The organism is Halorubrum sp. 48-1-W (genome assembly GCF_003287355.1).
Lineage (GTDB): Archaea > Halobacteriota > Halobacteria > Halobacteriales > Haloferacaceae > Halorubrum.
On record NZ_QMIM01000004.1, the window covers coordinates 116,768 to 139,154 of the forward strand.

Sequence of the window (22,387 nt, forward strand, 5' to 3'; positions counted from 1 at the left end):
TTATGCCTCCACCCCCGCGTCGAGGGTCTCTCTGATCTCCCGTGCGAGCTCGTCGGCCTTGAACCGCACGCCGTCGTACTTGTTTATCCGGTCGACGCGCTCCAGCACGTCGTGTTCGACGAGGTCCGCGAACTGCCCGGTCTCGTTACACTCCACGACGATCACCTGTTCGGCGTCGTCGACGGCGTCCGAGAGGTCCGGCCGCGGGAAGACGTACGGAACCGAGAGCACGCGGATGTCGACGCCGTCCGCCTCGAGCATGTCGAGCGCCTCGGCGAGCGCGCCCTCGTTCGACCCCCACGTGACCACGAGGTTCTCGGCGTCCGCGTCGCCGAACTCCCGCGGGCTCCAGTCTTCGCGTTCCGTCGCGGTCTCGACCTTCCGGTTGCGCTTGTCGACCTGCTCGACGCGCATCGCCGTGTCCTCGGTCCGCCGGCCCTGTTCGTCGTGTTCGAGGCCGGTCGACATGTGTGCGCCGTCGACCGTCCCGGGGAACGCCCGCGGGGAGATGCCGTCGTCGGTCAGCTCGTGCGGCATGAACCCGCCGCTCTCCGAGAGGTGCTCGCCGACCGAGGAGTCGTCGACGACGAAGCCGCGGTCGACCTCCACCTCGTCCATGTCGAAGGTGTCCGGCGTGAACGTCTGTTCGGTGACGGCGAGCGACAGGTCGGCCGTGAGGTAGACGGGTAGCTGGTACTTCTCGGCGAGGTTGAACGCTTCGACCGTCTTCCAGAAGCACTCGTCGACGGTGGTGGGCGCGAGCACGAACCGCGGCACCTCGCCGTGGCCGCCGTACAGCATGTGGTTCAGGTCACCCTGTTCCTGTTTCGTCGGCATCCCGGTGGAGGGACCCGAGCGCATCACGTTACAGATGACGAGCGGGGTCTCCGAGGTGGCGACGAGCCCGAACGTCTCCGTCATCAGGTCGACACCGGGCCCGGAAGTCGCCGTCATCGAGCGCGCGCCGCCGCGTGCGGCACCGAGCGCCATGTTGATCGCCGACAGCTCGTCTTCCGCCTGGACGACGTGGCCGCCGTACCGCTCGAGCCGGCCGGTGAGGTATGTCATCACGTCCGTCGCGGGCGTGATCGGGTACCCGGCGTAGAAGCGACAGCCGGCCGCGATGGCGCCCATGCCGATGGCCTCGTCGCCGTTGAGGAGGACGTAGTCCTCGTCGGTGGTCTCCAAGTCGTAGTCGAACTCGTGGTCGTACTCCTCGTCGACGTACGACTGCCCCGCGCGGGCGGCCTCCTTGTTGTTGTCGACGAGCTTCTTGCCCTTGTCGCCGAAGCGCTTCTCGAGGGCGGAATCGAGGTTCTCGATGGGGAACTCCGCGACCTCGCAGGCCGCGCCGAGCGCGACGACGTTCCGCATGATCGCGCCGCCGGCCTCCTCGGCGAGCCGCTTGAGCGGCACGTCGATGCCGGTCATCCCCTCCGGGATCTCGACGTTCTGCATCGTGGTCCGCTCGCCGTCGTAGATGATCACGGACCCCTCGTGGAGCTCGTCGAGGTTCTCCTCGATGGTCCGGGGGGTCAACGCGATGAGCACGTCGAGTCTGTCCACCACGCTCTGTACCTTGTCGACGGAGGTTCGCACCTTGTACGCGGTGTATCCGCCGCGGATCCGCGAAGCGAAGTCCTTCGACGTGAACACGTGTCGACCCGATCGAGACAGGGCCTGCGCGAAGATCTTGCCCGTCGAGTCGATGCCGTCGCCGGCCTCCCCGCCGACGGCCCAGTTGAAGTCCGCAACCATTCTATGTCGACGGTTCACCCGGACTCATCAAAAGGCTTCTGGATGGCGGTATCCGACGAATATTCAACATTCGTCCTATTTCTCGCGAATATTGTCGGTTTATCGCCCCGATATGCCGTACAAACACGTCGATAGTTGTCGATCGTCAATCGGATCCGTTCCGATCGACACCGGTCGTCGCAGTCTGTTTCGACGTTCGTCGAATCGATTTGGATCGATCGGTCCGGGTCGATCGGTCCGGGTCAGACGAACCGATCTCCACACGTCGAGGACCGATCTCCACACGTCGAGGACCGATCTCCACGTAGAGACGAGAACACGTTTGTGCGTGAGGGACTCACGAAGGGTATGGACGCGACAGTCACGGTGACGTCGGTCGAGGAGGTGGGGTCGGACACGTACGCGATCCGGTTCGATACCCCCGCAGGATTCGCCGCCGAACCTGGCCAGTTCGTGAAGTTGGGGACGGAGATCGACGGCGAACCGGTCTCGCGGTTTTACACCCTCTCCTCGCCGACGACCGAGGGGACCTTCGAGGTCACGGTCGGGATCGACGTCGAGGAGGGCGGCGACTTCTCGCGGTTCCTCGCCGACATCGAGCCCGGCGTCGAGATGTCGCTCTCGGGCCCCTTCGGCGACCAGCACTACGACGGCGAGGGCCGCGTCGTGATCCTCGCCGGCGGCCCCGGCGTCGGCCCGGCCGTCGCCATCGCCCGACGCGCGCTCGACGACGGCGGGGAGGCGGCGGTCGTCTACCGCGACGACGAACCCGCCCACGTGGCCCGCCTCGACGACCTCCGGACACGGGGCGCGTCGATCGACGTGCTCGACGGCGACGTCGACCTGACCGGCGCGGTCGCGGACGCGGTGACCGGCGCGGACGACGAGGCCGTCTTCGTCTACGGCTTCGCCGACTTCGTCGACGACGCCCGGGACGCCGTCGAGGCTGCCGACAGCGACGCCGACGCCGTGAAAGTCGAGAACTTCGGGTAGGGTCCGACGAACCGACACGTCCGGCCGGCAGTCGGAGTGAACCCCTCGAAAATAACCCTCACGATTGATTACCGTGGCTCCCGTCGCCGACGCACATGGGAGACGTACCCGTCGGTCGGCTCATGTCGACGGACCTCGTGACGATCGCTGTCGACGCCACCGCGGCGGAGGCGGCCGAACGAATGTTGGAGACGGGGGTGGGCTCCGTCCTCGTCGTCGACGACGAGGGTCGGCTGGAGGGGCTCCTCACCGGGTGGGACTTCGTACAGCTCGTCCGCGAGAACGATCCGCACGACGAGACGCTCGTCCGCGAGTGTATGACCGTCGACGTCGTCACCGCCTCCCGGAACGAGTCGGTCGATGCGCTTGCCGACCTCGCCGACGGCGAGTACAGCCACCTGCCGGTGACCGACGACGACGGCGTCGTGGTCGGGATGCTGTCGACCACCGATCTCACGGAACACCTCGCCGAACGGCGGTGAGCTGTGTCGCCGTCGGCGGGGCGGTTCACCCCTGGTGTACCTGCTCGTCGTAGGTCGCCCCCGCAGCGATCAGGAACCCGATGATCGCGGTGACCAGCGCGATGCTCCCGATCGCCACGACGGCGATCGAGAACAGGTCGCCCGGGAGCACCCGCGCCGACGTGAGCAGTGACACCGCCGTGACGGACGCGATGAGCGTGAGGAGCCGCGCGAGCCGCCCGACGTCGATCGCGTTCTCACTCGACATAGCGTTTGAGTTCGTTGAGAACGCCGTCGTAGTCGTCCTCGCGGGCCGTATTCCCGAGCGAGTGGATCGACTGACACACCCACATCCCCGCGGTGAAGTTCAACAGCGCGACGAACGAGACCAGCCCGAGCTGTGTCTCGAGGCCGAGCCCGATCGCGAACCCGCCGATCAACGTCACCGCCATGATGCTGTGGGTTACGAGCGACCGCTTCCCGAAGTCGGCCAACGCGCCGGTTGCGACTGACATACCCTCACAACGGGCCGGACCCGTTTATATCGATCGTGGCTGTACACGGCTGATCGATCGGTCGGTTACGCGATCGTCGACCGGTTACGCGACCGTCGACCGATTACACCATCCGGAAGACCCAACACCCTCGGCGATCGAGGTGTGGTATGGATTTACACGATCGCACCCGGGTCAGCGAGGTCATGTCGACGCCACTCGAGACGATCGCGGCCGACGAGCCCGTCCGCGAGGCGGCCCGTCGCATGCGCGAGAAGGACATCAGCGCGCTCGTCGTCACCGCCGGCGGTGGCTGTATCGTCACCCAGAGCGACATCGTGGGGGCCGTCGCCGACGGGCTAGACACGGAGGAGACCTTCGTGAGGGACGTGATGACCGAGGACGTCGAGACCGTCACGCCGGACCTCCTGATGGAGGAGGTCGCGGCGATGATGACGATGTACGGCGTCAAACACCTCCCGGTCGTCGACGACGACTACGTCGGCATGATCTCCTCGACGGACGTGGCCGCGCACCTGTCGTAGTCGTCGTTTCGGGAGTCGCCGTTTCGGGAGTCGTCGTTTCGGGAGTCGTCGTTTCGGGAGTCACCGTAGGGGAGCCACGCAGGGTTCAAAACAGGAACAGCAACGCGCCGACCGCCAGCCCGACGGCGATGAGCACGAGGTTCCAGACCAACACCGGGCGCACGAGCTCGCGACCCACGCTCGCAGCGAAGGCCGTCTTCACGAGGATGCTCGAGGTGGTCCCGGCGACGATCCCCGCGACCGCGGTGTCGACCGTCACCTGTCCGGTGGCCAGAAGCGAGACGGCAGTCGTGGTCGCCGTCCCCGAGGAGACGAGCCCGGCGAGGAACGCGGTCGCGACGAAGCCGGTCGCGCCGAAGGTCCGCTCCGCGCCGGCGGAGACGAGCAGTACGAGGAGGAACAGCCCGCCGAAGGTGAGCGCGTTCCGCAGGCTGAACGGGGAGGTGAGGTCGGCTTCGAGGTCCGTCCGCCACTCGCTCTGCCGGAGCGCGATCCCGACGCCGGCGAGCGTGATCGCGCCGAGGGGCGCGCCGACGGCGAGCGCCGCCTCGGGGACGAAGACGACGACGAGCGCCGCGTTCCGCAGCGCCATCGCCGCGTTCGCGAGCAGGATCGACCCAACGGCAACGCCGACGAGGTCCTCCTGGCCCTTCGCGCGTTTGGCCATCTCGGCGACGACCGCGGTGGAGTTCACCAACCCGCCGAAGAAGCCGGTGACGGCGTACCCGCGGCCCTGGTACCGCCGGACCAGGACGTAGTTGACGAATCCGATGGCGCTTATCGCGACGACGAGCGACCAGACCAGCCGCGGCTGGACCGCGCCCCACGGGTCGACCGTCTCGGCGGGCAAAAGCGGGAAGACGACGAACGCGAGGATCGTGAACTCCACGGCGCTTCGCACCTCCTCGCGGGAGAGCCCCCACGCGAACTGGTGGAGCTCGCGTTTCAACACGAGCAGGAACGACGAGAGCACCGCCACCGTGACCGCCTCCAGAAAGAGACTCGCAGCGACGAGCACGCCCACCCCGTAGGCGACGAGCATCGAGACGGACGTGGTGAGCGACAGGCCGTCGACGTCCGCCTCGACGAAGCTCCGGACGGCTAGGAGCACCGCGCTGGCGACGATCAGGACGCCGCCGACGACGAGCAGTCCCGGCTCGTCGGCCACGGAGAACACCGCCGCGACCAGGCTGACGAGCGCGAACGTCCGGATCCCCGCGGACTTCTGTGACCACTCTCGCTCGAGCCCGAGGAACATCCCCAGGAGCGTCGCCAACACCAGCTTGGCGACGTCCGTCTCCAGGTAGACCAGTGGGTCGATACCGCTCAACACGGCGGGTCACGCCCCCGTCGACCGCGTCGGATCGGTTCCACGAGTCACATCCTCACGTCACCGGTTCGTCGGCTCCCGCGGGAGGTCGAGCGTCTCCACGAGGTCGTGTTCCTCGCCGGTGAGCACGTAGAGGACGTCCTCTAAGACCCCGACGAGCTCGGGGAGCTGTCTGGCCACGAGGTAGGTGATCCCGATCAGTGCCACGACCGCGAGCAGCTGGCTGATTATCCGGTCGGAGACGAGAAACGAGACGCGGTAGGGGTCGGTCGCGCCGAACATTGCCAACACCAGCTCCGGCTGCCACTGCATGTACTGGTTGCCGGCGACGACCGTGATGAACGTCGTCCGGAGGATGTTGAGGACGTAGATGAGCGGGAGGGAGACGGCGAGCGCCCGGAGCTTCCGGTCGAGCGGGCCGTCGACGGCGGCGACGAGCCCGCCGAAGATCGCCATGCTCCCGAGCCCCGTACACGCCAACACGACGTTGATCCGCATGGTGTGGCCGTCCTCGAGCGTCCACGCGAAGGCGGCGTCGTACCCCTCGTAGTTCGCCACCCGCTCGGGCGCGTAGCCCAGCAGGTCGATGAGCACGGCCGTCTGGTCGGCGACGATCTCGATGAGGACCCGTCTGGGCTCCGGCACCGCCACGCCGGCCAGCGTGAACGCCGGGATCGTCTCGAACGGGAGGTAGATGAAGAGCATGATCGAGACCGCCCGCGTGAGCGTGAAGAGCGAGGCTCGTCCGTCGTACAGCAGGTAGCCGACGTAGACGCAGGCGGGAACGCCGACGAGCGCCAGGATCGACTCGACGTAGCTCTGGTGTTCGAACGCGAAGTACGGCACCGTCGTCAGCCAGAACAGCCCGAACAAGCCCCACGTACTCGCCGCGAGCGTTCGCCCGACAGCGTAGCCGCGGGCGTCGAGCAGCCAGGCGACCGCGAAGAGGACCGCGACGATCCACGCGAACGTGAACGTGTCGGGGACGACACTCAGTATCGCGGGGACGGGACCGAACATGTCGAGAGAGTCGGGGGTCGTCGAATAAAGCCCTTGTCGTTGCCGGAGATCCGGGATGGGAGTCGTCCCAGAGGAACTACCGCTCCTCGCTGTCGAGCACGCGGATCTGGTCGCCGCGGACGGTGACCGGGATGGGGACGGTCGCCTCGTACAGCTCGACGGTCACCTGGTCTTTGCCCTCGTCGATGCGCTGGACGCGGGCCTTCTCGCCCTTGAACGGGCCGGCGATCAGTTCGACGATGTCGCCCTCGGCGATCCCCTCGACGTCGGGGGTCGGCGAGAGGAAGTGTTCGACCTCCGAGAAGGGGCTCTCGGCCGGCCCGTCCGCGCCCTGGATGACGCCGCGGGCGTGGGGGATCTCGTCGAGGATCCGGGCGAAGACGCTGCCGTCGCTCGCTTCGACCATCACGTAGCTCGTGAGCTGGTCGGGGGCGATGACCGCCTGGATCTCTGGCATCTCCTTTTCGGCGAGCATGTCCGCGACGGTCCGCTCCTGGCGGGCGGTCGTCTTGACCGAGAAGATCGGCATTATGCGCCGACCCCCGGCAGGAGGCTCATGATCGCGAACATCAGGAAGCCGAGGAACCCGATGAGCAGGATCCCGGCGCCGGCGATCTTCGACACCTGGAGGAACTCGTCGGTGCTCGGCGTGCTCGCCAGCTTCAACACGCGGATATAGCTGTTGAGGTCGTACGGGACGTCCATGTTACGAGCGAGTTCGTGACGGGACGGTTTTTACCTTTTGATGCGGTTCGAGGTCGATTCCCGTCCTCGCGGGACGCGCTCACTCGCTGTGTGACGCCCCGTCCTGTGTGACGCCCCGTCGCTGTGTGACGCCTATTCGACGTAGTCGATGTCCTCGTCCTCGGCGACGGTCGGTCCGGGATCGCCGTTCTGGCCGTAGATCTGCGGCGACTCCACGCCGGTGACGACGATCATCGTCCGCATCTCGCCCTCGAGGTCCTCGTCGACGGAGGTCCCCCAGATGATCCGGGCGTCGGGGTCGATCCGGTCGTAGATCTCCTCGACGACGCCCTCGGCCTCCTCGATCGACATGTCCTGTCCGCCGGTGACGTTCACGAGCGCGGAGTTCGCCCCGGAGATATCGACGTCGAGGAGCGGCGAGCGCAGCGCCGACTTCACCGAGTCCTGCGCCTTCTGCTCGGAGTCGGACTCGCCGAGCCCGATCATCGCGACGCCGCCCTTCTCCATCACGGTGCGGACGTCGGCGAAGTCGAGGTTGACGAGCCCGGGTTTGGTGATGAGCTCCGTGATGCCCTTCACCGAGCGCATCAGCACCTCGTCGGACACCTTGAACGCCTGGCGGACGGGGAGCTTCCCGACCGCGTCGAGCAGGCGGTCGTTGGGGACGACGATCACGGTGTCGCTCACGTCGCGGAGGCGCTCGAGTCCCGCCTCGGCGTTCGTCCGGCGGACCTCGCCCTCGGCGGTGAACGGGGTCGTGACGATGGCGATGGTGAGCGCGCCCGAGTCGCGGGCGGCCTTCGCGACGACCGGCGCGGACCCCGTGCCGGTCCCGCCGCCGAGCCCGGCGGTGACGAACACCATATCGGAGCCGTCGATGGCGTCCTGGATCTCCTCTTGGGACTCGATGGCGGCCTCCTCCCCCACCTGTGGGAGCGAGCCCGCGCCGCGGCCCTGAGTCTTCTGTTGGCCCATCAGGATCTTCGTGTCCGACTCGATGTTGACGAGGTGTTGAACGTCGGTGTTGGCCGCGACGAGCTTCGCGCCGTGGATGCCCTCCTCGGTCATCCGGTCGACCGTGTTGCCGCCCGCGCCGCCGCAACCGACGACGGTGATGTTGGTCTGAAGGTCCTGGAGGACGTCCTCCAGTTCGTCGTCGGTCATGGTGCCGCCCCTCGGCGTTGCGCCGGCGTGGCCGTCTTCCGTGGGGTCGCCGGGACCCCCGGAGCCGTCCGCCGGGGATTCCTCGGCTTCGTCGATGGCGTCCTCAACGATGGAGTCCATTATATGGTGCCGTTGCGACCCCGACGTATTTATTCTTGCCCGATCGTCCGACTCGCGTCAGACGCCGGGATCGGCCTCCGATCGGGTTGCCGCCCCCGGGAGACGATCGGCCTCATCCGATCGGGAACCGGTCCTCGCGTCGCGTCGAGACCGCCTCCGGGTCGACCGTCTCGCCGTCGACCTCCACCGACTCGCCGGACGCCAGCCGGCCGAACGCCGGCCCCTCCGGGACCCCCCGATCGGCCGCCAGCGCCGGGTCGAACGCCGTCTCCCGGGCGATCACGGCGGCGTCGTCGACGACGACCTCGTCGTAGCCGGCCCGCAGCACTCCCGCGAGGTCGGCGACGAGGTCGGCGTAGCCCGGGGCGTCGTCGTCGGCCGCGAACGCGACGCTCCCGACGGCACGCGTCCCGGCCTGTTCCGTGCCGAACGCGAGCGCGTTCGACTCGACGGCCGTGCGCGCGGCGTCGGCGTCGATCCCCTGTGCCCGCGCGAGCAACTCGCCGGGGAGGTCGCGGACGGTCACGGCGTCGGCCGGATCGCCCCTCCCCGACCCCTCGGCTGTCGTCTCCACCGACCCGAACCGGAGCCCCCCGTCGACGGGCCCGATCGCCCCCTCCAGGTGGTCGACCAGCGCGAGCGGGCGGTCGCCGACCGCCCGGATCCACGTCTCGCTCACGACCCGGTGGCCGAGGTCCTCGATCGTGTCGGCGAGCCCGGGTCGGTCCCCCTCGATCACGGCGCGGTCGGCGCGGCTCCGTTCGAACGCCTCCTCGATCACGTCGCGGTTCGCGTCCGGCGACCCCATCTCGGCGAGCGCCCAGTCGGCGCCGACGTGGCCGACGGCCCACTCGGTCTCGCGGACGATCCGGGTGAACCGCGGGGCGTAGTGGCCGCCGCCGAAGCCGACGACGTGGCGGGGCCGACCGTCCGCCCCGCGCAGGGCCGGCCCGGTCCCTTCGAGCGAGAGGACCGCGCGCGCGACGGCGCGGGCCCCCTCGGGGTCGCGCCACTGCGGCTCGTCGGAGCCGAGCTCGGCGAAGAGCGAGGGAACCGCGACGTCGGTCGGCCCGTGGTGGGTACACTCGATCCCCACGTCGTAGCCGTCCGGCGCGTGGGTCGCCATCGCGTCGACGACGCGGCTCACCGCCCCCGGCGCGGCCCGCGCGAGGGTCCCCGGCTCTCCGCCGTACGCCGCGGGCCCGAAGTTGCCGGTGACGTGGGCGGTCAGGAGCGGGCCGGTGTCCCCCGAGTGCCGCGAGACGAACACGAGGAGGGCGGGGTCGTCTCCGCCGTCGTTCCCGCCGTCTCCGCCGTCGTCGTTTCCTCCATCTCCGCCGTCCCCGCCGAAGACAGCCGCCGGGTCCGACAGGTCGATGTGGAGTCCGTCGAACTCGCGGAGTTCGAACCCCTCGGTTCGGTAGTAGGTCCCGCCGCCCACAGCGTCGGGGCGGCTCCCGTCCTCGTGGCTCGTCCAGTCGCCGACCTCGAGGAGTCGCTCGCCGACGTGCTCGGAGGCGCTGTCGGCCCGGCTGACGACGATCGCTATCACGACTCCGGGTGGGGCGTCGTCGGCCGAATAGCCATCGGTTCCGGCTCGGCGGACCGTCGCCGGCGGACGTCTCAGACGTCGAGCGCGTCGGCCAGTTCGTGGAACGACTCGACCGTGAGGTCCGGCGACCCGGCGACGGCGTCCCACGGCGACGCCTTCCTGTCCACCCAGACGCCCTGTGCTCCGGCATGTTTGGCCCCCATCACGTCGAACCAGGCGGCCGTCACGTGGGCGATCCCGTCGATCGGCGTCCCGGTTCGCCCTGCCGCGTGACGGTAGAGCTCCGCGTCGGGTTTGAACGTCTCCACCTCGTCCGCGCTGATCGCGTCCTCGATGACGTCCTCGATCCCCGCATGGTCGATCATCGACGAGAGCATCTCGGGGTCCCCGTTCGAGACGACGTAGCAGTCGTACCCGGCGTCGCGGAGCCGCTCGATCCCCGCCCTGACGTCGTCGAAGACGTCGAGTTCGTGGTACACCGCGAGTATCTCGTCGCGTTCCTCCGGCGGGACGTCGACGCCGTAGAAGTCGAGCGCGTACTGGAGCGCGGCCCGGTTCATCTCGTAGAACGGCTGATAGGCGTCGACGAAGTTCGCGACGAACGTGTACTCGAGCGACCGCGCCCGCCAGAGCCTCGAGACGGGCTCCGGCTCCGGGACGCGGTCGGCGAGCGCCTTCTCGGCGGCGTCGACGTCGACGAGGGTGCTGTACGAATCGAACGTGAGCGTCCGTACCCGCTCCGGTAGGAACGACATTCGGCGGATATTCGGCCAACGCCGGCATAACCGTGCCGCCCTCGTGCGGGTTCGTCACAAACCGGCCGGCGGCCGTGTGCGGCGGGTCGGTGACCGCCGGATCACGCCGACCTCACGGCAACAGCAGGTAGACGAAGCTCACGTACGCAACCACGAGGACCGCCCCGTCGACCCGCGTGAGCTGTTTTCCGCGGTACATCAGCCCGACGAGGAGGAAGGTGAACGCGATGAGCGCCGGGAACTCGAACGACCGAACCCCCGGGCTCACGTCGATCGGGGAGACGAACGCGAGCAGCCCAATGACGGCGAGGACGTTGTAGATGTTCGAGCCGACGACGTTCCCGACGCTGAAGCTCGCCTCGCCGCGGACGGCGGCGACGACGCTCGCGGCGAGTTCTGGAAGCGAGGTGCCGACCGCGAGCACGGTGAGGCCGATGAACAGGTCGGAGAAGCCGGCCGCGGCGAGCAGGTCCCGCCCGCCCTCGATCAGCCAGCGGGAGCCGACCACGAGCGCGACGATCCCGCCGATCACGGCGACTGCGTCCCTCGCCTTCGCGTCGGGCATCCCGTCGCGTTCCGCGGCGGAGATGCCCGCCTGCGTCCGCTGAACACTGCGCAACACGACGGCGGTGAACGCGACGAGCACCGCGAGCAGGACGACCCCTTCGAGGGGGCCGATCCGGCCGTTCCAGCCGAGCCCGACGAGGAGGAGCGCTGCGAGGATCATGAACGGGACGTCCCTGCGGAACACCGTCACGGGGACCTCCAGCGGGCGGATCAGCGCGGCGGTCCCGAGCACGAGCCCGACGTTGGCGACGTTCGAGCCGACGATGGCGCCCAGCCCGATGTCGGTCGAGACGGTGAGCGCGCCGAGGATCGCCACGAACAGCTCCGGCGCGGTGGTCGCGAACGCGACGACGGTGACCCCGACCGTCGAGGCCTTCAGCCCGACCGCGAGCGCGAGGTCGCGGGCGCCCGCGACCAGAAGCTCCGCGCCGGCGTACAACAGCCCGACGCCGGCGCCCAGGAGGACGAGTTCGGTTACGGTCGAGCCGAGAACCATGCCGGCGGTTCACGGCGTCCGCTAAAAAAACGACGCGGTACGGCGCCACGGGACCGTCCGCCCTACGTCCGCGTCGCGCGGAACTCGCCGTGTTTCATGCCGACGACGAAGACGACGGCGCCGAAGACGACCATCGAGGGGACGACCATCATCAGCGTCGTCGAGAGCGCCATCATGCCGCCGCCGACGAGCCCGGCGGTTCCGACGGCGATGATCAGCGCCACGATACCGGCCGCACGCGGGAGGTCGAACTCCATGCGACCGGTACGGGTCTCGCGAACGTAAGCGTTCGGTCCTCGCGTCAGGCCTCGACGATCCCGTCGTCCGCCGCCTCCTCGGGGAGGCGGATCTCGCCGTCGACCGAGACGACCGCGTCGCCGCCGACCGTCACGGTCACTTCGTCCTCCGCCGTGGCGCCGTCCGCCGCGCCGTTCTCGTCGTCGCCGTCCGCCGCGTCACTCGCCTCGACCCGGACCCCGACGTACCCGGGTCGGTCGAGGAAGTGGCCCTGCTCACACCGGACCTCTGCGGGGAAGTCGCCGTCGAACGCCCCGGCCTCCCGGAGGTACCCGCCGACCGCGCCGCTCGCGGTGCCCGTCACGGGGTCCTCGGGGACGCCGACGGCGGGCGCGAACGCCCGGCCATGGAGCGTCGACTCTGCCTCGAGCGTGTCGAAGGTGAACGCGTAGACGCCCGCGACGTCGAACTCGGCGGACAGCTCCTCCACCGCGCGCATGTCCGGGTCGGCCTCGCCGAGCCGCTCGAGGAAGTTGACGGGGACCACGAGGAACGGGAGGCCGGTCGAGGCGACCGCGACGGGGAGGTCCGCGCCCACGTCGCGTAGCGCGGCCGGGTCGATCCCGAGCACAGCGCCGAGCCGGTCCGCGTCGACGTCGACCGTCTCGACCGTCGACTGCCCCTGTCGCATCCAGACCCGGCCCGACTCGGTCACCGTGATCGCCAGGTCGCCGACGTTCGTGCGGAGGAGGTGCTCGCCGGCGTCGATCGCGCCGTCGGCGAACAGCGCGGCGTACGAGGCGATCGTGGCGTGCCCGCAGAGGTCGACCTCGTCGGTCGGGGTGAAATAGCGGACCCGACGGTGAGACCCGACGTCGTCGGTCCCTCCGATGTCGTCGTCGGCGGTTCCTTCGACGTCGGCGGCGGTTCCTTCGGTGTCGTCGTCGACGGCGCCGTTCGCTCCCTCCACGGGCGTGAGGAAGGCGGTCTCGGACGCACCGAGTTCGGCCGCGATCCGTCCCATCCGGTCGTCGCTCAGTCCCACGGCGTCCGGAACCACGCCGGCGACGTTGCCGGCGAGGGGCTCCTCGGTGAACGCGTCGACGAGTAGCGTGCGTCGCGTCTCCATGTCGGCCCCTCCTCGCCCCCACAACAAAGGTTCCCGGGGTCGGGGGGACGCCGATCCGCGTCCCCGGCCAGCGTACAAACGGCGACGCGCGACTCGGTCGATATCAATCCTTTTGCTCCTCACCGTTGATGGTGGGGTATGGGCCTCTTCGACCGGTTGCGCGGGACCGATACCCCGCGCGTGGCGTTCGTCGGGATCGACGGTCTCCCGTACGACCTCGTGGCGAACGACCCCGAGACGTTCCCGACGCTCTCGGCCATCGCCGAGGCGGGCGACGGCGGGGCGATAGACAGCATCGTTCCGCCGGAGTCGAGCGCCTGCTGGCCGGTCCTCACGACCGGCGTGAACCCCGGTGAAACGGGCGTGTACGGGTTCCAGGACCGCGAGATCGGCTCCTACGACACCTACGTCCCGATGGGTCGGGACGTCCAGGCGACGCGGGTGTGGGACCGGGCCACCACAGCGGGTCTCGACGCGACCGTCCTCAACGTCCCCGTCACGTTCCCGCCCCAGCGGAACCTCCAGCGGATGCTCTCCGGGTACCTCTCGCCGGAGGCGGACACGGCCGCCCACCCCGAGGAGCTTCGGGCGTACCTCGCGGAGGCCGACTACACGCTGTCGGTCAACGCGAAACTCGGGCACAAGGCCGACAAGGCCGACTTCGTCGAACACGCCCGCGACACCCTCGACGGGCGGGCAGCGCTGTTCGAACGGTACGTCGAGCGCGACGACTGGGACCTGTTCGTCGGCGCGTTCACGTCCCCCGACCGGATCAACCACTTCCTGTGGGGCGACTACCTCGATGGGGGACCACACCACGAGGACTTCCTCGAGTTCTACGCCGCGCTCGACGCGCACATCGGGTCGATCCGGAAGGCGCTTCCCGACGACGTGACGCTCGTCGTCGGCTCGACGCACGGGTTCACGCGGCTCGAACACGACGTGTACTGTAACGAGTGGCTCGATCGCGAAGGGTGGCTCGAGTACGCCGAGGAGGACCACGACTCGCTCGCGGACATCGACGGCGACGCCCGGGCGTACTCGCTCGTCCCCGGCCGTTTCTACCTCAACCTCGAGGGGCGCGAGCCGGAGGGGGTCGTTCCCGAGGCGGACTACGACGAGGTACGCGCCGACCTGATCGCGGACCTGGAGGCGTGGGAGGGTCCGAACGGGAAGCCCGTCGTCGACCACGTCGTCGAGCGCGAGACCGCCTTCCGGGGCGACCACGACGCGATCGCCCCCGACCTCGTGGCGATCCCCAACCCGGGGTTCGACCTGAAGGCCGGGTTCCGCCCGCGCGACCGCGTCTTCGACCCGGACGGTCCGCGGACGGGCATGCACACCTTCGAGAACGCCGCGCTCTTCGTCGACCACTCGGCTGCGGCCGTCGGGGACGCCGACCTCCTCGACGTCGCGCCCACCCTCCTGAAACTGCTCGACGTGGAGTACTCGCGGACCGACTGCGACGGCGCGAGCCTGGTGTGACACCCGTGTATCGAGGGAGGGTCGTGACCGTTCACCCGTGACCGCCATCCCATGACGGACGTTCTACACCTCGCGTTCTTCGGGTTTCTCGCGGGGATCCTCGGAACGCTCCTCGTCGGGACGCTGTCTCGAAACCTCCAGGCGGTCGTGAACGGGATCGCGTCCCTCGTCGCGGCCGTGACCCCGACGCTCGCCGAACTCACGATCGGGCTCCAAACCGGGGCGAACGTGACGTTCGGCCCCGAACTCTCGGTGTGGATCGCGGCTGCGGGGTTCCTCCATATGCTGGGGATGCTGGGATGGTACGACACCGTCCGGTGGTGGGACCACCTCACACACACCGTCTCCGCCGCGCTGATCGCGACACTCGTCTACGCGAGTCTCCGGAGCCCGTCCGTCCTCGGAGCGCAGGTCACGGACGTCTACACGGCCGTCTTCACCGTCCTGTTCACGCTCGGAGTCGGCGTCTTCTGGGAGTTCGTGGAACTGGCCGCCCGCGAACTCGGCGAGCACATCGACAGACCGCCCGTGCTCGAGTACTACGGTCTCCGGGATACGGTTCTCGACATGGCGTTCAACGGAGTGGGCGCGGTCGTCGTGGTCGCGTTCGACGTCCGCCTGTTCGTCCCGATCGTCGAGCAGATCCCGCGGGTCGCGGAAGCGGTCGTGGTCGGGAGCACCGTCCTTCTGTTCGTCGGGGCGCTCGGTCTCGGCGTCGTCCTCGGTATCGTTCGACACGCTGTAACCGATACCGAATGACGCTCCCCGACCGACGGACGGACGCCGACGGGAGTCGGAGCGGTACGTCGTGACTTCCGCCTCCCGCGGCGATCCCCGGGACCGTCAACGCTTACTCGGGGGCGCGTGATACCCGCACACATGCAGGTCGTCTTTCGGGCGTACGGGCCGGTTCGGGACGTCGTCGGCGCGAAGACGGTCGAGCGGGAGCTTCCGCCGGACGCGACACTCGAGGACCTCCTGTCGGGACTGCTGGCGGACCACCCCGACCTGGAGGTCCTCCTCTATGCCGACGGCGAACTCGGTGACGCCGTCAGCCTCACGGTCGACGGCGTCAACGTCTCGCAGCTCGACGGGCTCGAGACGGCGCTGTCGGCGGGCGACGAGGTGCGCGCCGCCCCGCCGATCCACGGCGGGTGAGCGGGCGTCCGGCTCCCCTCCGACGCCATCGGGTCCCCTCAATCGTCGGCGACGCCGCCGGATCCCCCGGCGACGTGGCCGGCCGGAACCGTCCCATCCGAATTCCACCCCCGGAGCTCGTAGTACTCGTCGAGCGCCGACTCGAAGCCCGGCAGGTCGTAGGGGAGCCGGTCGTCCCCGCGGTCGAAGCCGCGGCGGTTGTTGAAGTGGCGCTCGAGTTCGACCACGCGGTCCCCCATCGCGAGGAGGTCCGCGAAGTCGACGTCCAGCAGCTCCGCCTTCGCGTCGTCGTCGACGTAACTGCTGGAGAACGCACAGAAGATCCCCGAGTCGCGGACGACCTGCCGGTTCTCGCGTTCGATCAGCAGCTCGGGTTTCCCCTCCAGCCCCTCCGGGTCGACCTCGCCGTTGTACTCCAGGCTGAGGAACGCCGAGTACATGTGGTCGGCCCCGCGGTTCGCCACCGCGTACGAGAGCCCCTGCCCGTGGATCGCCCGGCCGTCGTGGGCGGCGAACTCGAGCCCCTTCACCGACCAGTTCTCGACGCCGAGCTCGTCGTGACAGCGGGCGACGCCCTCGGCGAGCGTGTCGCCGATCCCCTCCCGACGGGCGATCTTCTCGAGCGTCTCGTGGACCAGTTCGGCGTTGCCGAACTCGTCCTCGCTCGCGAGGTACGCGGCGACCGTGTCGCCGGCGGAGATGGTGTCCATCCCGAGGTCGTCACACCGGTCGTTCGAGATCATGACGTCGACGACGTCGTCGACGCCGGTGTTGCTCCCGAACGCCATCACGGTCTCGAACTCCGGCCCCTCCGTCTCGACGCCCCGCTCCTCGTCGCGGGTGGGGAGCTTGCACGCGAACGCGCACATCGAACACGCCGCCTTCTTGTACTTCTTCTCCTCGACGGCGTCGCCGTTGATCCCCTCGACGCCCTCGAAGCTCATCTCCGAGAAGTACCGGGTCGGCAGCCCGAACTCGTCGTTGATGAACTGGGTCCCGTTGGTGGTTCCCTGGCGTTTCATGATGTCGTCCGTCGTCGCCGCCTCGCGGTGGATCTCCGACTGGATCCCCTCCGGGAGGTCGACGCTCGCGCGCGAGTCGCCTTCGAAGGTGAGACACTTCACGTTCTTCGCGCCGAGGACGGCCCCCAGCCCGCCGCGGCCGAACGCCCGGCTGTCCGACGTCATCACGCAGGCGAACCGCACGCGGTTTTCCCCCGCCGGGCCGACGGTCGCGAGGTGTTCGCTCTCGAGCCCGTGTCGCTCCCGCATCGCCTCGGTCACGTCGGGCACCTCCGCGCCGGCGAGTTCCGGCACCTCCTCGAACTCGACGGTCGGAGCGTCCCCGTCGCCGTCGCGGACGTGGACGGCGAGGAGCTCGTCGCTCGCGCCCGTCACCTCGACGACGCTGTGGCCCGTGTCGACGAAGTTCCGCGAGAGGTAGCCGCCGGCGTTCGTCGAGCAGAGCCCGTCCGTGAGCGGCGAGAGCCCGGTCATGTTCATCCGTCCGGTAAAACTCATCTGGGAGTGCTGGAGCGGGCCCGACGAGAAGTAGACGCGGTTCTCGGGACCGAACGGGTCCGCGTCGAACGGGATCCGGTCGTGTGCGAGCTTCGTCGCCGCCCCGCGGCCCCCGACGAACGTGGCCAAGACGTCGTCTATCTCGGTCGTCTCCGCCTCGCGGGCACCGACGTCGATTGTCAGGAGGTCGCCCTTCGCGTGGTTCATGCGGACATGTACCACGTGACGGGTTAGGGAACCTCGGGAACCGTTCAACTTTACCGGTATTCGCAGCGAGTGCGTCGTATTCCGACGAAGGATCGGGGGCCCCGCGTCGACTTGAAGTAGTCCCGGACCGATCCGCGGACATGGAACGGACGCCGGACGGAACCCCCGTCGGGGTCGACGACCCGTACGCGGTCGCGGGGGTGTGCGACCACCTCACCGACGACGGGCGGTGCCGGTTCGCGCTGACGCGGGCCAGCGACGACCCGGGGTTCGCCGCCGGCCGCTGTGCCGACGACTACGCCTGCCACGTCGGCGCCGACGACGAGTGGCGGGCGTGTCCGCACTACCGGTCGACGACCGACGGCCGCGAGTGTGCGCGTTGCGGGCTCGAGGAGGTCCGGCTGGCCCACGCGGACGCCCGGCCGCTCGTGGAGGAACACCACCTCTCGTACGGGAAGGCGGGACCGGTCGGTGGGGACGCCGACGGGAGCCCTGCCGACCGAGACGACACCGCCGACGCGGGCCCCCACGAGATCACGGTGGCGCTGTGTCGGTGGTGTCACTCGAAAGTTCACGACTCCTTCGCCCGGATCGACGACGACGCGAGCCCGGACCCCGAGGCGATCGCCGAGCGGGAGGGTCGTCGGACGAGGGAGCGCGAGGAGTCGGCGTTCACCACGGCGCGCGAACGGTACGACCCCGACGAGCGAGAGAAGCGATAGGGGGAACGTCGACGAGCGAGAGAAGCGATAGGGGGAACGTCGACGGCGGGGGTCGTGTCACCGTCGACGCGTGTTCTCGGACGAACCCGGACCGGCACGTTATTGTCCGACGAGAAGTCACCCCCCGACGAATGTCGTCAGTGACGCTACTGGCGGTCGCCTTTCTCGCGAGCGTCTCGTTGGCGTGGGCGCTCGGCGCGAGTAGCACCTCGCCGCCGCTCGCCCCCGCCGTCGGTGCTCGGGCACTCTCGGTGATGCAAGCGGCGCTACTGGTCGGCGTCCTCGCGTCGGCAGGTGCGATCCTCCAGGGCGGGAGCGTCTCGGAGACGGTCGGTAACGACCTCGTCATCGGAGCGTCGCTGACGCCGCTCGCCGTCGCGATCGGCCTGCTCACGGCTGCCGTGTTCATCGGTATCGGGGTCGCCACCAGCTATCCCATCCCCGCCGCGTTCGCGACGACCGGCGCGATAATCGGCGTCGGGCTCGCACTCGGGGGTACCCCCGCCGTCGGGACCTACCGTCAACTGGCGCTGTTCTGGGTGCTCGTTCCCCCCACCGGCGCGTCGATCGCCTACCTCACGGCCTCGGTGCTCCGGCGCGACGACGTCCCGGACACCGTCGGCATCCCGATCTTGGGCGGTCTCGTCGGCGTCGTCGTCGCCAACGTCACCCTCGAGGTCCTCCCGGCCGCCGCCGGCACTCGCCCCACGATCGCCAACTTCGTCTCCCGCTCGCTGGGCTCCACCCCGACGGTCGTCGGATCGTACGACCTCACGATGGTCGCGACCAGCCTCGTCTCCGGTGTCGTGGTATTCGTCGTTCTCCGCCGACAGACGGGGCGGTCGGTCGACGTCGCCGTCCGACGGTTCCTGATCGCGCTCGGCGGACTCGTCGCGTTCTCAAGCGGGGGAAGTCAGGTCGGCCTCGCGATCGGACCGCTCGGCGTCCTCGCCGGCGAATCGGCGTATTTGACGGCGAGAAGCGTCGTTGTGGTGGGCGCCGCCGGACTCCTTATCGGGGGCTTGACCGGCGCGCCCAAGATCATCCAGGCCGTCGCCAACGAGTACTCCCAGCTCGGAACCCGTCGGTCCATTGCCGCCCTCGTCCCCGCGTTCGTCATCACCCAGACGGGCATCCTCCTCGGCTTTCCCATCTCGCTCAACAACATCATCATCTCGAGTATCATCGGTAGCGGCCTCGTCGTCGGCACCGGTGGCGTCTCCGTGAGAAAGGTCACGATCACCGCCGGCGCGTGGCTCTCGGCGCTCGTCGGCTCGTGTCTGATCGGGTACGCTGGCTTCGAACTCGCGTCGACGTTCATTTGACTTGGGCCGACCCGGCCTCCGGCTCGTCGACAGTTCCTCGTCTCAGTCGTCGTTTCTCCCGTCGCCGTCGTCGTTTCTCCCGTCGCCGTCGTCGTTTCTCTCACTCGGTTCTTCGAGGGGGTTTTGGACGCGACCGGAGCGACCGGAGCGAGCGGGGGTGTCCGAAACAAGCCGACGTCGAACGCTTACGATTCGGGTTTCGGCCGGATCAGGTCCGCGAGCGCGACGAGCGCGCCGAGGAACCAGCCGAGCGGGACGGAGATCCCGACCCACATGAGGACGTAGCCGAGTCCCGGGAGCCCCCACTGCTCGCCGAAGGTCTCGAGGTCGAAGGCGTTCCGGAGCGTCTCGTTGAGGTCTCCGACCGTGAGGAACGTGTCGAGGATCCAGACGGCCAGGTCGTAGCTCGGCGGGAGGATGACCGCCTCGAGGCTCGGGGTGACGAGCGCGGCCACGACGGGCGGCAAGAAGAGCGCGGTCATCGCGAAGGGGTACGCCAACAGGACGCTGACGAAGCGGCCGCCGACCTTCGAGAAGCCGGCGGCGAGCGCGGCCGAGACGACCGCGACGACGCTGGCCGCGCCGACGGCGATCACGTCCGCGGTGGCGAGCTGGAGGTAGGTGACGAGCGTGAGCGCCCCCCAGACGGCGGTCGCGACGAGCACCGCGCCCGCGATCCCGAAGCGAGCCACCGCGGAGTCGAGCTTGACGGCGTAAAACCGGGTCGCGAACCCGACGAGGAGCAGGGGGTACGCGACCGCGACCAGCGGGGCGCCGAGGACCGCCCAGAGGTAGTAGCCGACGGTCTGGGGGGCGGTCTCCGGCTTCCACTTGCCGAGCACCGTGCTGGGATCGAGCTGTCTGGGGAAGACGATCTCCATCCAGGTCTCGTGGAGCCGGACCACGTCCAAGAGGATCGCCTCCAGCAAGCCGATCTGCCCTCGTCGTTCCATTTGGCTCACATCGCGCGCGGGGTGACGTGAACTTTGTGCCTTCGGGACGGCCCGCTTCAGACGGGCGGAACTCGGCAGGGACGACGTGTCGATCGTCCGGCGTTTCCGGCCGGTGTGCGCTCACTCGGTTCCCGTCCGCCGGACGCCGACATAATTACAAGTGTTCCGCGGCGTCTTCCCGACATGTATCGGAGACGACTGCTCGGCGCGCTCACGGCCTCGGGGGTGGTCGCCGCCACCGGCTGTCTCGGGGGCGACGACGGGAGCTACGAGTTCGACGCGGAGCCGGCGCGGGTGCCGGACACAGCGCTCGCTACTGCCGGCTACGAGGGCGAGGAGCCGGCGTCCTCCGAGGTCGACCGGACGCTCGACGTCGCCGGGAGCGAGCGGCGCGTGTCGGTGACGACGTGGGTCGCGAGCTACGAGAAGCCCGCGCGGGCGTCGTCGCTGGTCGTCGCGAGCACGCCGAACGCGACCGTGGCGGACCGGTCCGTCAACCCGCTGGTGCGCGCGGACGACGCCGAGCTGTTCCGGCGACTGCTCGGACGAGGAACGGACGACGCCGCCGATGACGGCGATGACGGCGACGACGCCGACGATGACGACGGAACCGGCGGCGTCGGGGGTGAGGACGTCGACGACCTCGAGGAGGTCGGCACCCGGACGCTGACGGTCCTCGGCACGGAGACGACCGTGACCACGTTCGCGACCGAGGTCGAGTTCGACGTTCCCCGGGACGCGCCGGTCGACGCCGAGGGGAGCGTCCCGGCGCTCGTCCACGTCGCGACCGTCGAGGACGGCGAGGACGTGATCGCGCTCGTGGGCGTCCACCCGGAGGCGGTCGAGGAGGGGGAGACGCTGGCGTCGCTGATGGAAGCGGTCGAACACTGAGGTCGGTCGAACGAGCCAGAGGTCGGTCGAACGAGTAGTCGACCGTCACGCCCCTCCCGCCCGACGGCTTTTTGTTCGCCGGGTCCCGGAGGCGTGACGTGAACCGTCGAGGGGTCCTGGCTGCCGGCGTGCTCGCGGTCGCCGGCGCGATGGCGGCCAGCGCACGGGTGGTCGCGGAGTCGCTCGCGGGCGGCGAGGACGGGTCCGGCTCGAGCGCGCCGGTCGTCGACGAGGACCTCCGGACCGTCCGGGCGCTCCCCGAGCCCGGCGACGGCTGGGAGCGGAGCCGGCCGGCCGCGCTGGCGATCGACGGCACCGACGCGGTGGAGGGCACCGGCGCGGAGTACGTCTCGCCCGACGGCGAGTCGTCCCTCGTTCACGTCGTCGCGTGGCCGGACGCGGGCGTCGCGGCCGAGCGCGCCGTGGACGACTACGCCGAGTGGGACCGGGCGATCGCCCACGGGGAGTTGACGTTCGCGTGCGACGGGCCCTCGCGTACGGCCGCGACCGCACTGCTCGCGACGTCGCCGGTACTCGACGAGGAGACGATCGGCGCGTGACGGGTCGGGTTCAACCAGCTCGCACTCGTCCACGCGTCGTCAACGACGACTCGGCCCGTAACGACGCCGACGTTCCTCGTGTTGCTCGCACGACGCGGGAGACTCCCCGCCGACGAGGCGGAGGAGGTTCTCGCGGACATCAGTGAAGCACGAAGTTGGGCCGGTAACGCGTACGTCGAGAGGGCATGGACCACTCTGGCTCAACAGGAGATCGACGAAACGTCGACACGGTGATCGACG

General features: G+C 69.2%; 23 protein-coding genes and 1 pseudogene. 10 read left to right on the forward strand and 14 right to left on the reverse strand.

Annotated features, from left to right (window positions below):
- Positions 1–1,758: a 2-oxoacid:acceptor oxidoreductase subunit alpha gene (locus tag DQW50_RS03365; RefSeq protein WP_112077891.1), complete on the reverse strand. Its 1,758-nt coding sequence runs from the start codon at positions 1,756–1,758 to the stop codon at positions 1–3.
- A 348-nt stretch (positions 1,759–2,106) separates the two neighbouring features.
- Between DQW50_RS03365 and DQW50_RS03370 the strand changes: the two genes are divergently transcribed.
- Entirely contained in the window at positions 2,107–2,751 is a 645-nt protein-coding gene (locus DQW50_RS03370; RefSeq protein WP_112077926.1) for an FAD-dependent oxidoreductase, read from the forward strand.
- A gap of 95 nt (positions 2,752–2,846) precedes the next feature.
- Positions 2,847–3,233: a CBS domain-containing protein gene (locus DQW50_RS03375; RefSeq protein WP_112077892.1), complete on the forward strand. Its 387-nt coding sequence runs from the start codon at positions 2,847–2,849 to the stop codon at positions 3,231–3,233.
- Positions 3,234–3,258: 25 nt separating this feature from the next.
- Here DQW50_RS03375 and DQW50_RS18825 read toward each other — a convergent pair.
- Positions 3,259–3,727: pseudogene (locus DQW50_RS18825) on the reverse strand (hypothetical protein).
- A 149-nt stretch (positions 3,728–3,876) separates the two neighbouring features.
- On the opposite strand from DQW50_RS18825, the gene DQW50_RS03390 reads away from it, so the two are divergent.
- Positions 3,877–4,251 (forward strand): CBS domain-containing protein, encoded by a 375-nt coding sequence (locus tag DQW50_RS03390; protein ID WP_112077895.1) that lies wholly within the window; start codon positions 3,877–3,879, stop codon positions 4,249–4,251.
- An 85-nt stretch (positions 4,252–4,336) separates the two neighbouring features.
- Here the strand turns inward: DQW50_RS03390 and DQW50_RS03395 are convergent, their stop codons facing one another.
- The 10 genes from DQW50_RS03395 to DQW50_RS03440 all read right to left on the reverse strand — a co-directional run bounded on the left by DQW50_RS03395 (position 4,337) and on the right by DQW50_RS03440 (position 13,326).
- Positions 4,337–5,584 carry a DUF4010 domain-containing protein gene (locus tag DQW50_RS03395; RefSeq protein ID WP_112077896.1) on the reverse strand — a complete coding sequence of 416 codons (1,248 nt, stop codon included), beginning with the start codon at positions 5,582–5,584 and terminating at the stop codon, positions 4,337–4,339.
- A gap of 57 nt (positions 5,585–5,641) precedes the next feature.
- The gene (gene artA / locus DQW50_RS03400; RefSeq protein ID WP_112077897.1) at positions 5,642–6,601 is read right to left on the reverse strand and encodes an archaeosortase A; all 960 of its coding nucleotides are present in this window, start codon (positions 6,599–6,601) and stop codon (positions 5,642–5,644) included.
- Between the two features lie 76 nt (positions 6,602–6,677).
- Complete coding sequence (locus DQW50_RS03405; protein WP_112077898.1) at positions 6,678–7,130, reverse strand: transcription elongation factor Spt5; 453 nt, start codon at positions 7,128–7,130, stop codon at positions 6,678–6,680.
- Entirely contained in the window at positions 7,130–7,306 is a 177-nt protein-coding gene (locus DQW50_RS03410) for a protein translocase SEC61 complex subunit gamma (protein ID WP_066414288.1), read from the reverse strand. Before DQW50_RS03410 ends, DQW50_RS03405 begins: the two co-directional genes overlap by 1 nt.
- A 132-nt stretch (positions 7,307–7,438) precedes the next feature.
- Entirely contained in the window at positions 7,439–8,590 is a 1,152-nt protein-coding gene (gene ftsZ / locus DQW50_RS03415) for a cell division protein FtsZ (protein ID WP_112077899.1), read from the reverse strand.
- Positions 8,591–8,702: 112 nt separating this feature from the next.
- A complete protein-coding gene (locus DQW50_RS03420) occupies positions 8,703–10,142 on the reverse strand; it encodes a D-aminoacyl-tRNA deacylase (RefSeq protein WP_112077900.1) in 1,440 nt (479 codons plus the stop codon).
- Positions 10,143–10,213: 71 nt separating this feature from the next.
- Positions 10,214–10,897 (reverse strand): haloacid dehalogenase type II, encoded by a 684-nt coding sequence (locus DQW50_RS03425; protein ID WP_112077901.1) that lies wholly within the window; start codon positions 10,895–10,897, stop codon positions 10,214–10,216.
- 112 nt (positions 10,898–11,009) lie between these two features.
- Entirely contained in the window at positions 11,010–11,960 is a 951-nt protein-coding gene (locus DQW50_RS03430; RefSeq protein WP_112077902.1) for a calcium/sodium antiporter, read from the reverse strand.
- A 62-nt stretch (positions 11,961–12,022) separates the two neighbouring features.
- Positions 12,023–12,217 carry a hypothetical protein gene (locus tag DQW50_RS03435; RefSeq protein ID WP_112077903.1) on the reverse strand — a complete coding sequence of 65 codons (195 nt, stop codon included), beginning with the start codon at positions 12,215–12,217 and terminating at the stop codon, positions 12,023–12,025.
- A 44-nt stretch (positions 12,218–12,261) separates the two neighbouring features.
- Positions 12,262–13,326, reverse strand: coding sequence for a PhzF family phenazine biosynthesis protein (locus DQW50_RS03440; RefSeq protein WP_112077904.1), 1,065 nt, complete (start codon positions 13,324–13,326; stop codon positions 12,262–12,264).
- A 138-nt stretch (positions 13,327–13,464) separates the two neighbouring features.
- Between DQW50_RS03440 and DQW50_RS03445 the strand changes: the two genes are divergently transcribed.
- The 3 genes from DQW50_RS03445 (at position 13,465) to DQW50_RS03455 (ending at position 15,969) form a co-directional block, all read left to right on the forward strand.
- Positions 13,465–14,811, forward strand: a complete 1,347-nt coding sequence (locus tag DQW50_RS03445) for an alkaline phosphatase family protein (protein ID WP_112077905.1) — start codon at positions 13,465–13,467, stop codon at positions 14,809–14,811.
- Between the two features lie 51 nt (positions 14,812–14,862).
- On the forward strand, positions 14,863–15,570 hold the full coding sequence (locus DQW50_RS03450) for a hypothetical protein (protein WP_112077906.1): 708 nt from the start codon (positions 14,863–14,865) through the stop codon (positions 15,568–15,570).
- Between the two features lie 120 nt (positions 15,571–15,690).
- Positions 15,691–15,969: a ubiquitin-like small modifier protein 1 gene (locus tag DQW50_RS03455; RefSeq protein WP_112077907.1), complete on the forward strand. Its 279-nt coding sequence runs from the start codon at positions 15,691–15,693 to the stop codon at positions 15,967–15,969.
- Positions 15,970–16,007: 38 nt separating this feature from the next.
- On the opposite strand, the gene DQW50_RS03460 is transcribed toward DQW50_RS03455, so the two are convergent.
- Positions 16,008–17,696, reverse strand: coding sequence for an aldehyde ferredoxin oxidoreductase family protein (locus DQW50_RS03460; RefSeq protein WP_112077908.1), 1,689 nt, complete (start codon positions 17,694–17,696; stop codon positions 16,008–16,010).
- 140 nt (positions 17,697–17,836) lie between these two features.
- Between DQW50_RS03460 and DQW50_RS03465 the strand changes: the two genes are divergently transcribed.
- Positions 17,837–18,418 carry a hypothetical protein gene (locus DQW50_RS03465; RefSeq protein WP_112077909.1) on the forward strand — a complete coding sequence of 194 codons (582 nt, stop codon included), beginning with the start codon at positions 17,837–17,839 and terminating at the stop codon, positions 18,416–18,418.
- Positions 18,419–18,549: 131 nt separating this feature from the next.
- Complete coding sequence (locus DQW50_RS03470; protein ID WP_112077910.1) at positions 18,550–19,743, forward strand: inorganic phosphate transporter; 1,194 nt, start codon at positions 18,550–18,552, stop codon at positions 19,741–19,743.
- 185 nt (positions 19,744–19,928) lie between these two features.
- Here DQW50_RS03470 and DQW50_RS03475 read toward each other — a convergent pair whose 3' ends face one another.
- A complete protein-coding gene (locus DQW50_RS03475; RefSeq protein ID WP_112077927.1) occupies positions 19,929–20,669 on the reverse strand; it encodes a hypothetical protein in 741 nt (246 codons plus the stop codon).
- 210 nt (positions 20,670–20,879) lie between these two features.
- Between DQW50_RS03475 and DQW50_RS03480 the strand changes: the two genes are divergently transcribed.
- Entirely contained in the window at positions 20,880–21,587 is a 708-nt protein-coding gene (locus DQW50_RS03480) for a DUF6517 family protein (RefSeq protein ID WP_112077911.1), read from the forward strand.
- Positions 21,588–21,685: 98 nt separating this feature from the next.
- Entirely contained in the window at positions 21,686–22,147 is a 462-nt protein-coding gene (locus DQW50_RS03485) for a hypothetical protein (RefSeq protein ID WP_112077912.1), read from the forward strand.
- Positions 22,148–22,387 lie beyond the last annotated feature (240 nt).